General features: G+C 67.5%; 8 protein-coding genes, 1 tRNA gene and 1 pseudogene. 4 read left to right on the top strand and 6 right to left on the bottom strand.

Annotation, left to right across the window (positions count from 1 at the left end; genetic code table 11):
* Nucleotides 1-231 precede the first annotated feature (231 nt).
* From thrB to argS, 5 genes and pseudogenes are all read right to left on the bottom strand, one after another.
* Nucleotides 232-1206, bottom strand: coding sequence for a homoserine kinase (gene thrB, locus ACX5I6_RS12620; protein WP_285247552.1), 975 nt, complete (start codon nucleotides 1204-1206; stop codon nucleotides 232-234).
* A gap of 2 nt (nucleotides 1207-1208) precedes the next feature.
* Entirely contained in the window at nucleotides 1209-2315 is a 1107-nt protein-coding gene (thrC, locus tag ACX5I6_RS12615) for a threonine synthase (protein ID WP_461840693.1), read from the bottom strand.
* Nucleotides 2316-3632: a homoserine dehydrogenase gene (locus ACX5I6_RS12610; RefSeq protein ID WP_018760135.1), complete on the bottom strand. Its 1317-nt coding sequence runs from the start codon at nucleotides 3630-3632 to the stop codon at nucleotides 2316-2318.
* Nucleotides 3633-5111 (bottom strand): diaminopimelate decarboxylase, encoded by a 1479-nt coding sequence (gene lysA / locus ACX5I6_RS12605; RefSeq protein ID WP_461840692.1) that lies wholly within the window; start codon nucleotides 5109-5111, stop codon nucleotides 3633-3635.
* A pseudogene (argS, locus tag ACX5I6_RS12600) lies at nucleotides 5108-6771 on the bottom strand (arginine--tRNA ligase). The gene lysA and the pseudogene argS overlap by 4 nt, the downstream one beginning before the upstream one ends.
* Nucleotides 6772-6913: 142 nt before the next feature.
* Here argS and ACX5I6_RS12595 point away from each other — a divergent pair.
* From ACX5I6_RS12595 to ACX5I6_RS12580, 4 genes are all read left to right on the top strand, one after another.
* A complete protein-coding gene (locus ACX5I6_RS12595; protein WP_461840691.1) occupies nucleotides 6914-7432 on the top strand; it encodes an FMN-binding protein in 519 nt (172 codons plus the stop codon).
* Nucleotides 7433-7435: 3 nt separating this feature from the next.
* On the top strand, nucleotides 7436-8308 hold the full coding sequence (locus tag ACX5I6_RS12590) for an FAD:protein FMN transferase (RefSeq protein WP_461840690.1): 873 nt from the start codon (nucleotides 7436-7438) through the stop codon (nucleotides 8306-8308).
* On the top strand, nucleotides 8305-9891 hold the full coding sequence (locus ACX5I6_RS12585) for a ferredoxin--NADP reductase (protein ID WP_461840689.1): 1587 nt from the start codon (nucleotides 8305-8307) through the stop codon (nucleotides 9889-9891). The genes ACX5I6_RS12590 and ACX5I6_RS12585 overlap by 4 nt, the downstream gene beginning before the upstream one ends.
* Before the next feature lie 111 nt (nucleotides 9892-10002).
* Nucleotides 10003-10078, top strand: a tRNA-Arg gene (locus tag ACX5I6_RS12580).
* A gap of 53 nt (nucleotides 10079-10131) precedes the next feature.
* Here ACX5I6_RS12580 and ACX5I6_RS12575 read toward each other — a convergent pair.
* The gene (locus tag ACX5I6_RS12575) at nucleotides 10132-11082 is read right to left on the bottom strand and encodes a cation diffusion facilitator family transporter (protein ID WP_461840688.1); all 951 of its coding nucleotides are present in this window, start codon (nucleotides 11080-11082) and stop codon (nucleotides 10132-10134) included.
* Between the last annotated feature and the right edge of the window lie 116 nt (nucleotides 11083-11198).

Here is an 11198-nt window from a genome sequence, read left to right as displayed (position 1 = left end):
AGTTCAGATCTGCAGCCGGGATTTTTCGGCCTTGCCGGTTGGATTTCGGCCAGCAGGGCCGGATACTGATTCACCTTGCGCTGCACTCTTGGAGCAACGCCGGGCTGACGGTTCAGGGGCAGTTTTATGCTGCAATTTCCTGCGACAGACCAAGCAGGTGGCACCGGAATACATTCACAGTCGGTAGATCAAAACAGCAACTGAATGCACGAGCAGATCAGATAGGCGGAATTACCGCCGGTGCATGTCCACCTTAGCACCTTCAACGTCCACTGCGAGCTTCAGTACGCGCCAGCCGATATCCGGCGTGTTGGTTGCGGTGAAGGACTCAATGAAGGCCAGGGCATCCCCTGCCTGGGCGCCTCCGTTCGCCAGCACCAGGACGGTGGGGCCGGCGCCTGAAACAACCGCGGCATAGCCCGCTTTGCGCAGGGCGCCGATCAGCGCCGCGCTGGGCCGCATGGCCTCTGCGCGGTAGCTCTGGTGCAGGTAGTCTTCGGTGCCCGGCAACAGGAATTCGGGTTTTTGGGTGAGCGCATGGATCAGCAGCGCTGCACGGCCGGAATTCATTGCGGCGGCGTGGTGTCCCACGGAGGCCGGGAGCAGGGCCCGGGCGGCCTCCGTGGAGAGTTCGAAGTCCGGCACGGCGACGATGGGAATGACGTCCCCGGCCACGGTGGCACTGGTGCTGCTGTACTGCTCACTGTCCTGCCATGACAGCGCCAGTCCGCCGAATATGGCGGGTGCGACGTTGTCCGGGTGGCCCTCCAGTTCGCTGGTGAGCTGGAGGATCCAGTCCTTTCCGCGCCGGCTGCCGGCAGGCACCATGGCGTTGGCGGCAGAGACGGCGGCAACCACGGCAGAGGCGGAGGAACCGAGCCCACGCCCGTGCGGGTTGACGTTCTCGGCGGTCACCTTCAGGCCGCCGTGGCGGTAACCCAGCCGCTCGAACGCTGCGTCCATGGCGCGGATGACCAGGTGGCTGGCATCGCGGGGCAGCGTGTCGGCGCCCTCGCCGCGGAGCTCGAACAGGAGTTCGTCGGTATCCAGGCTTTCCACGGTGAGGGTGTCGTGCAGGGCCAGGGCAAGCCCCAGGCTGTCGTAGCCGGGGCCCAGGTTGGCCGACGTCGCGGGGACACGGACGGTGACGCGCTGGCCCGGCTCAATGAGGTGCAGCCCGACGGCGGCCTGCGAGGTGGCGTCCAAGGCTACTGCTCTTCCAGTCCCAGCTCAGCGGCTACGGTGACGACGTCGTTAGGCACCTTGACCGGCTGCACGTCGCTGCCGTCCTCGGTGCGAAGGGCCCACTGCGGGTCCTTGAGCCCGTGCCCGGTGACGGTGATGACGATGGTCTTCCCGCCGGGGACTTCGCCTGCCGCGTGCTTCTTGAGCAGGCCGGCCACGCCGGCTGCGGAGCCGGGCTCGACGAAGACGCCTTCCTTGGCGGACAGCCAGCGGTGGGCGTGCAGGATTTCGTCGTCCGTGACGGCGTCGATGAGTCCGCCGGACTCGTCGCGTGCGCCGACGGCACCGTCCCAGGATGCGGGGTTGCCGATGCGGATGGCGGTGGCGATGGTGTCCGGCTCGGTGATCGGGTGTCCGGCGACGAAGGGTGCAGCTCCGGCGGCCTGGAAGCCCCACATGGCAGGCGTCTTGGTGGAGACGGCGGGCAGCGTCCCGGCGGTCTCCGACTCAAACGGTGCGGAGTACTCCTTGTAGCCCTTCCAATAGGCGGTGATGTTGCCGGCGTTGCCCACTGGCAGGACGTGGATGTCCGGGGCGTCGCCCAGGGCGTCCACCACTTCGAAGGCGCCGGTCTTCTGGCCTTGGATTCGGGCAGGGTTGACGGAGTTGACCAGGAAGACGGGGTAGGACTCCCCCAGCTTGCGGGCGATGTCCAGGCAGTTGTCGAAGTTGCCGTCGACCTGCAGCAGGGTGGCGCCGTGCGCGATGGCCTGGCTGAGCTTGCCCATGGAGATCTTGCCTTCGGGCACCAGGACGGCGCATTTCAGCCCGGCAGCGGTGGCGTAGGCGGCAGCGGAAGCGGACGTGTTGCCGGTGGAGGCGCACACCACAGCCTTGGCGCCGGAAGCCACTGCGGCCGTCATGGCCATGGTCATGCCGCGGTCCTTGAAGGATCCGGTGGGGTTCATCCCCTCCACCTTCAGGTAGACCTGGGAGCCGGTGAGTTCGGAGAGCTTCTGCGCGTGCACCAGCGGGGTGCCGCCCTCGCCCAGGGTGATGACCCTGGTGGACTCCGTCACGGGCAGACGGTCAGCGTATTCGCGGATGACGCCGCGCCATTGGTGAGCCACTTAGACTCCTTCTACCCGCAGAACGGATGTAACTGAATTGATGACGTCCAGGCCCTTCACGGCCTCGACGGTGGCTGCGAGGGCAGCCTCTGACGCGCGGTGGGTGACGATCCGCAGCTCGGCCGACTCCACGTTGGATTCGGCGTCGCGGTGGATGGTTTGCCGCATGATTTCGATGGACACGCCGTGCTCGGCAAAGAGCTGGGCGATCCGGGCCAGTACGCCGGGCTGGTCGGCGACGTCCAAGCCGATGTAGTAGCTGGTGGTTGCCGCCTCGATGGGCAGCGCCGGGACGTGGCCGGTGGTGGTCTCGGTGCGCTGCGGTCCGCCCAGGACCAGTCGCCGTGCGGCGGAAACGAGGTCTCCCATCACGGCGGACGCGGTGGGAGTACCGCCGGCGCCCTGGCCGTAGAACATCAGCTCGCCGGCGTTTTCGGCCTCGATGAAGACGGCGTTGAAGGCGCCGCGCACGGCCGCCAGCGGGTGCTCGCGCGGCAGCAGGGTGGGGTGGACCCGGACGGACACGCCTTCCTTGCCGTCGGCACCGGTCAGTTTCTCCGCGATGGCCAGCAGCTTGATGACGAAGCCGGCGTCTTTGGCCGCAGCGATGTCAGAGGCCGTGACGGCGGAAATGCCTTCGCAGTGGACGTTCTCCAGCGCGAACCGGGTGTGGAACGACAGTGACGCCAGGATGGCGGCCTTCGCCGCGGCGTCGTGCCCTTCGACGTCGGCGGTGGGGTCCGCTTCGGCGTAGCCGAGGCGCTGGGCTTCGGCGAGGGCGTCCGCGAACTGGGCACCTGTTGAATCCATCTGGTCGAGGATGAAGTTGGTGGTGCCGTTGACGATGCCCAGCACCCGGGTGATCCGGTCGCCGGAGAGGCTGTCACGGATGGGGCGGAGGATCGGGATGGCTCCGGCGACGGCGGCTTCATAGGAGAGCTGGACGCCGGCTTTGTCTGCCTCTTCGTAGAGCGTGGGGCCATCCTGCGCGAGGAGTGCCTTGTTGCCGGTGACCACGCAGGCACCGTTCTGCAGCGCGGAGAGGATCAGGGTGCGCGCCGGTTCGATGCCGCCCATCAGTTCAATCACCAGGTCCGCGTCCTTGACCAGGGTCCCGGCGTCGGTGGTGAAAAGTTCCTGGGGCAGTTCGACATCGCGGTGGCCGTTGACGTTGCGCACGGCGATCCCGCTGAGCTGAAGGCGCGCCCCGGCACGGGCGGCAAGGGCGTCGGCGTCCTCAAGCAGGATCCGCGCAACCTGGGCCCCTACGTTGCCACAGCCCAGCAGGGCCACTTTCAGGGTTCGCATTTCCGTCATTCAGGCTCCCATGTCGCGGTTCAAAAGATCTTCTTCGGTTTCCCCGCGGACAATCAGCCGGGCAGATCCGTCGCGCACCGCGACAACGCCCGGCCGGGCCAGATAGTTGTAGTTGCTCGAGAGGGCCCAGCAGTAGGCGCCGGTCCCCGGTACGGCAAGCAGATCACCGGCTGCCACGTCCCCGGGCAGATATACATCTCTAACAACTATGTCGCCGCTCTCGCAATGTTTGCCCACCACGCGGGACAACTGCGGGGCCGCGCCGGAGGTGCGGGAGGCCAGGACAGCCGAATAATCCGCGTCGTACAGCACCGGGCGGGCGTTATCGCTCATGCCGCCGTCCACCGAAACATACCGGCGCGGATACGTAACGTTGTTGCCGCCGTCACTGTCGGCCCCGGAGGGAGCGTCCACGCGAACGGTCTTGAGCGTACCCACCTCGTACAGGGTGAAGGTGGTGCTGCCCACGATAGCGCGGCCGGGTTCGATCGAGATGCGCGGCGCGTCAATGCCCAGCTCGGCGCAGGTTGAACGCACGACGGCGGCCATCGCCGTCGCGATCTCCGCTGCGGGGCGGGGGGTGTCCACCGGCGTGTAGGCGATCCCGTAGCCGCCCCCGAGGTCGAGTTCCGGCATGGTGATGGAATATTTCGCCTGCATGGCCGCCAGGAAGCGGAGCAGTTTTTCGGCAGCCAGCGCGAAGCCGTCGGGCTCGAAGATTTGCGACCCGATGTGGCAGTGCAGGCCCAGCAACTCGATGCCGGGGTGTGCTGACGCCGCGGCAACTGCCTCTTCGGCTGCCGAGACGCCTGCTTCCGCGGTGGTGTCCGCAGCCATCGAGAGGCCGAACTTCTGGTCCTCGTGCGCGGTGGCAATGAACTCGTGCGTGTGGGCGTGCACGCCGGGCGTCAGCCGGAGCATGACCTTGGCCTGTTTGCCGCGGGCCTGCGCGATGGCCCCGACGCGGACCAGCTCGTCCAGGCTGTCCACCACGATGCGTCCGAGCTTCATGTCCAGCGCCCGGCGGATCTCGGCGTCGGATTTGTTGTTGCCGTGCAGTGCCACCAGTTCGCCGGGAATTCCGGCGCGTGCTGCCACCGCCAGTTCACCGCCGGAGGCGGTATCCAGGCGCAGCCCTTCCTCCTCGACCCACTTCACCACTGCGGTGCACAGGAAGGACTTCCCTGCGTAGTAGACGTCCACGCCGCCGCAAATATCGGCGAAGGCGGCGTCGAAGGAATCCTTGAAGGCCCGGGCACGGGAGCGGAAGTCAGCCTCATCCATGACGAACAGCGGCGTCCCGAACTGCTCCTTCAGGGCATGGACGTCCACTCCCCCGACGGTGAGGGCGCCGGCGCCGTTCCGGACCACGCTGCCGGCCCACATGGGCTCGTGGAGCGCGTTCAGGTCGGCCGGGACCTGCAGCCAATCGGGGGCCAGCGGGGACGCGGTGCTTGAGGAAACCGACACGGCGCTCACATCCGTTCCGGCGCCGAAACGCCCAGCAGGTCAAGTCCGTTGGCGAGCACCTGGCTGGTGGCGTCGTTGAGCCACAGGCGCGTGCGGTTGAGGTCGGTGACCGGTTCGTCGCCCATGGGCGCGATCCGGCACGCGTCATACCACCGGTGGTAGGCCCCGGCGATGGCTTCGAGGTGCCGTGCCACGCGGTGCGGTTCGCGCAGTTCCGCGGCCTTCGCCACGATGGACGGGTAGCTGCCCAGGTAGGAAAGCAGTTCGTTTTCCGTGGCGTGGTCCAGCAGCGAGGACTCGAAGCTGTCCCGGCCGTCCACCTGGCGTTCCACGCCGGCGGCCACCGCATTGCGCGCGGCGCCGCGGGAACGGGCGTGGGCGTACTGGACGTAAAACACCGGGTTCTCGTTGCTGTGCTTCTTGAGCAGCTGGGGTCCAGGGTCAGCGGCGAATCGGCCGGGAACCGGGCCAGCGAGTAGCGGACCGCGTCCTTGCCGAGCCATTCGATCAGGTCTTTGAGCTCGATGATGTTGCCCGCGCGCTTGGACAGCTTGGCTCCGTTGACGGAGACCAGCTGGCCGATCAGGACCTCGATGTTCACCTCGGGATCGTCGCCCGCGGCCGCGGCAATCGCCTTGAGCCGGTTGATGTAGCCGTGGTGGTCGGCACCGAGCAGGTAGATCTTCTCGGTGAAGCCGCGGTCCTTCTTGGACAGGTAGTAGGCGGCGTCGGCGGCGAAGTAGGTGGGCTCGCCGTTGGCACGGACCATCACCCGGTCCTTGTCGTCGCCGAAGTCCGTGGTCCGCAGCCACACCGCACCGCCGTCGTCGAACACGTGGCCCTGTTCGCGCAGGCGCGCCACGGCACTCTCGATCGCGCCGGCGTCGTGCAGTTCCTGCTCGGAAAAGAAGACGTCGAACTCGACGCCGAAGTCCGCCAGCGTGGCTTTGATGTCCTTCATCTGGGCTTCGTAGGCCGCGGCGCGGATGACGGGCAGCGCAGCCACCTCGGTGAGTTCGCGGATGTCCGGGTGCGCGGCGAGGACCTCGTGGCCGAGATCGGCGATGTACTGCCCGGGGTAGCCGCCGTCGGGCACCGGAAGGCCGTGCAGCCGGTTGTAGACGGAATGGGCGAAGGTGTTCATCTGCGACCCGGCGTCGTTGATGTAGTACTCGGCCGTGACATCGGCCCCGGAAGCCCGCAGCACGCGCGCGATGGCATCCCCGAGCGCTGCCCAGCGGGTGTGGCCGATGTGCAGCGGCCCGGTGGGATTGGCGGAGACGAACTCCATGTTGACGGTGTGCCCGGCGAGCGCGGTGTTGGTGCCGTAGCTCCGGCCGGCCTCGACGATGGCCTTGGCCAGGGCACCGGCTGCCGCGGCGTCAACGGTGATGTTCAGGAAGCCCGGGCCGGCGATGTCCACGGCGGAAACACCATTGATGGACTTCAGCCGGGTGCTGAGGATGGCAGCGAATTCACGCGGGTTGGTCCCTGCCGGCTTGGCGAGCTGGAGGGCTATGTTGGTGGCCCAGTCGCCGTGGTCCCTGTTCTTGGGTCGCTCCACGCGCACCTCAGCGGGAATTGCTGATTCCGCAAGGGCGATTTCGCCGGCGGCAACGGCGTCCTTGAGGCAGGCGGATATGGCGAGGGAAAGTTCTTCGGGAGTCACCCCCCAGCCTACCGGGGGCCAGTGACAGCAAAGAATTTGACGCCGGCCGGAGCACACCGGTGAACCTTTCGGGCAGATCCGGCGTTGTCCAGAGCGTAGCCACTGCCGCACGGCATGACCTCCGAGTGAAACGAGAGCCTTCATGAGACCCTCCACCCGTAAAAGCCAATCCATATCCGCAGGCGCCCCGGCAGCGGGCGGCGCCATCCGCCGGACCCTCTACGCCGGAATCGCCGGCTTGTCACTGGCCGGAACCGTGGCGGGCTGTGCGCCCTCGGCGGCCGAAGCCCCGCCGGCCAACGGCGCCACCGGAAACGCCTCCGCCGCGCCGTCGGGCGGCTCCACCGCCCTGGCCGGCAGCGGTGGCAGCTACAAGGACGGCACCTACAGCGCGGACGGCAACTACGTTTCCCCCAACGGCACGGAAACGGTCGGCGTGCAGTTGACCCTCGCCGCGGGAAAAGTCACCGATGTGCAGATCACCCAGCACCCGTCCAACCCGAATACCCGCAAGTTCCAGGGCGAGTTCGCCGGCGGCATCGCGGCGCAGGTGGTGGGCAAGAACCTCGACGAGCTCAACGTCTCCAAGGTAGCCGGCTCCTCCCTGACCAGCGGAGGCTTCAACCAGGCCGTGGGCAAGATCAAGTCGGAGGCGCAGTAGGCGGTGTCCGGCACGGACTGGGAGGGCTTTGCGTTCCAGGGAATCGGCACCGACTGGGAGATCTCCACTCCCCTGCCCCTGACAGCTGCGCTGCGGGAGAGCCTCCTGGACCGCATTGAAAAGTTCGACGCCGCGTGGTCCCGGTTCAGGGCCGACTCGCTGGTGGCGGCGATGGCCCGCGCACCGGGACCCTACCGGTTTCCCGACGAAGCCGCAACGCTCGGGCCGTTGTATTCCACCCTGTACGGTTTGACCGGTGGCGCCATGACGCCGCTGATCGGCGGCAGCCTGGAACGTCTGGGTTACGATCCCGCCTACTCGCTCCGTCCGGCAGGTCCGCCAATCCCGGCGCCCGCCTGGGAGTCGGTGCTCAACTGGTCCGGGACCAGCCTGACGGCCAGTGAGCCGGTGGTGCTGGACATCGGCGCCGCCGGCAAGGGTTTGCTGGTGGACCTGCTCGCCACCGAACTGGAGGGCGCCGGCACCGGATCCTTCATCATTGATGCCAGCGGCGACCTGCTGGTCCGCGGCCCGGACCCCGTCAGTGTTGCCCTGGAACACCCCTACAACCCGGCCCAGGCCATCGGCGTCGTGGAGCTGGCCGGGCGGGCCCTGTGTGCTTCCGCGGCCAACCGGCGTGCCTGGGGCGACGGACTGCACCACGTGCTCGACGGAACAACCGGACAGCCGGTCCGGACCGCCGTCGCCACCTGGGCACTCGCGGACGCCGCGGTGCTGGCCGATGCCCTGGCGACCGCGCTCTTCTTCGTTCCGGGCGACACGCTCGAGGATGAGTTCGAGTTTTCCTGGCTGACCGTCTTTTCCGACGGCAGCGCAGCCTATTCAGCCGCCTTCGAAGGGACACTGTTCTCATGAACCCCGTGGAAACACCGCCAGCAGGCCCGCTTCCCTCCCTGGCCGGCCGGGTGGGCTCCGCCGTGGGCAAGGTCACCATGTACCGGCTGATCCTGCTTGTCTTGGCCGCCCTTGCCGCCTACAGCCTGCTGCTTGACGTGCTGGGCTGGTTGACGTTCGGCGTTCCGGGCATGCTGGCACACCTGGCAGTGTGCCTGGGACTGACCTACGCCACCAACCGTGGACTGGCGGCGGTCTTCCGGGTGAACCCCCATTCGGAGTCTTCGCTCATCACGGGGCTCCTCTTGTATTTCCTGTTCTGGCCGTCCCTGCAACCGATGGATTTCGCGGGAGTGGCACTGGCCTGCGTGCTGGCGTCGGCGTCGAAATATGCCTTGGCATGGCGGGGCCGGCACATCTTCAATCCCGCCGCGGCAGGTGCTTTCGTCACCGGACTCACCGGGCTGAACATCGCCACCTGGTGGGCCGCCACTCCTGCCATGCTGTGGCTGGTGGTTCCTGGCGTGCTGCTGGTCCTGTACCGGACCCGCAAGGTGCTGATGGCGTCGGTGTTCACCGTGGTGGCCACCGCCATCATCACCGGTGAACTGCTCCGCGCGGGCATGGCGGCCGGCACGGGCGCCTACCAGGCCCTGGCCCAGCGGCCGGTGCTGTTCTTCGTGGGTTTCATGCTCACCGAACCCTTGACCCTGCCCCCGCGGCGTTGGCAGCAACTGTCCCTGGCCGCCGTGGTGGGCATCCTGTTTGCCGTCCCCTACAACCTGGGAACTTTTGCGAATTCGCCGGAGGCGGCCCTCTTGGCCGGCAACCTCCTGGCCTTCTTGGCCGGCCAACGCGGCGCCGTGAAGCTGCGGCTCGCCGGCACCCGGCCGCTCACTCCCAGCACTACGGAGTTTTCGTTCGAACCGTCCCGGCCGGTCCGGTTCGTGCCCGGCCAGTACATGGAACTGGATCTTCCGCACGGCAAGAGTGACGGCAAAGGGCGGCGCCGGGTGTTCAGCCTGACAGGTTCCCCGAGCGACCGTTTCCTCCGCTTCGGGGTGCGGACGGCCGGGCCGCTGTCCGGGGCCAAGAAGGCGCTGCTGGACCTCCGCCCGGGCGATGAAGTCACAGCTACGTCCGTGGGCGGCGACTTCGTCCTTCCCCGCGACCCCCACCGGCCCGTGCTCCTGGTCGCGGCGGGCATCGGTATCACCCCGTTCGTATCGCATCTGTCCGCCGGAGGACTGCGGGACCGGGATGCCGTGCTCCTGCTGCTGGCCCGGAGCGCGGACGAGGTGGCGTATGCGGACGAGCTCCGCAACTCGGGCATCCGGGTGCTGGTGCGGGTGGCGGATGGTTCCGGGCCGCCGTCGGGACTGGCTCCCGCATTCCCCGGGCCCGAAGGTGCGGCCGTGGCGGGTGCCGGCACCGACACGCCGGGTCAAAGGCTGGACGCAGGGATGCTGGCCGCGCTGGTGCCGGATATCGCCGGCCGGGAGGTCTACGTGTCCGGCTCCCCGGCGAGCGTTGCCGCGCTGCGCCGCGAAGCGCGCCGGGCGGGCGCGCGCCGCGTCCACACCGACTCCTTCGCCGGCTACTGAAGAGGCGCCGCCGCCTGCCCAAAGCGTGCCGCCAGGGACGGTTTTCCCTTGCGGGCCACCTTCCTGCTAAGCTCTAGGACGTCCCGCCGGCAACGGCAGGAAATCCGGATTGCCCTCGTAGCTCAGGGGATAGAGCGTCTGCCTCCGGAGCAGAAGGTCGTAGGTTCGAATCCTATCGAGGGCACCACAGGAAAACCCCGCCGCTTCAGTGAAGCGGCGGGGTTTTTGGTTTTCGCCGCATTAGAAATGCAGTGCGGCCTCATCCGGTGTGGCCAGCGTCAGCACGGCTTCCTCAACCGTTTCGTGGTCCTCCAGTTCACGTTCGATCCGGCGCAGGGCCACCGCCACTTCGTGCTCAGGGTGGTCGCCCTGCAAGTCCACGGCGGCAACAAGGTACAGCTTCCGGGGCCCGACGAACTCGAGGTGCAGGTACGTGAGCCTGGCGATGTCCTGGTGCTCCAGCATCCGCCGTGCCATGGACCGTTCGATGTCCGGGGTGACGCCCTGGCCCACGAGGAAGCGCCGGTTGCGGTCGATCAGCAGGACGGCGACGACGGCGAGCAGCACTCCCACGACGATCGAACCGATGGCATCGGGCAGCGGCGAGCCGGTGACTTGGTGCAGGAACACGCCGACGAAGGCCACGACGAGTCCGATCAGCGCGGCCGCATCCTCCGCGAACACCGCCCGAAGTGTGGGGTCTGAGCTGATGAGGACCTGCTCCAGGGTGTGCCGTTCCAGCTCGTGGGCCGCCTTGCGGGTTTCCCGGAAGGCCTGGATGAACGAAATCCCCTCAAAAACGAAGGCGACGGCCAGGACCACGTAGGCCACCATGAAGTCGGCCGCAGGCTCGGGCTGAACAATCTCCTGGATGCCGTGCATGATGGAAACCACCGCGCCGGCGGTGAAAAGCCCAAAAGCTGCGAACATCGACCACACGTAGGCTTCCCGCCCGTAGCCCATGGGATGGCCCTTGTCGCGGGGCCGGGCGGACCGCCGCTCCGCGAAGAACAGGAACACCTGGTTTCCGGTGTCCGCCCACGAATGCGCTGCCTCGGCAGCCATCGAGGCCGATCCGGACAGGACGGCCGCCACCGATTTGGCCGCCGCCACAAGGATATTGGCCGCGAACGCGATGATGACCGTCAGCAGCGTTGAACTGGATTTGGACCGCTCTTCGGTTTGCGCCATGCGCCTACCGTACCCAACCGCAGGGCTTCCGGGCGCCGACGCGGCCCATCAGGTCCGGGTGCCGTGCCTGCCGCCGATTGTCGGTGCCCGCTCGTAGTCTGAAAAGACCTGACTGA

It is taken from the genome of Arthrobacter sp. MMS24-T111 (assembly GCF_054888995.1).
The sequence above is the reverse complement of the archived record's forward strand: the minus strand, read 5'-3'. Positions and strand labels throughout refer to the sequence as shown.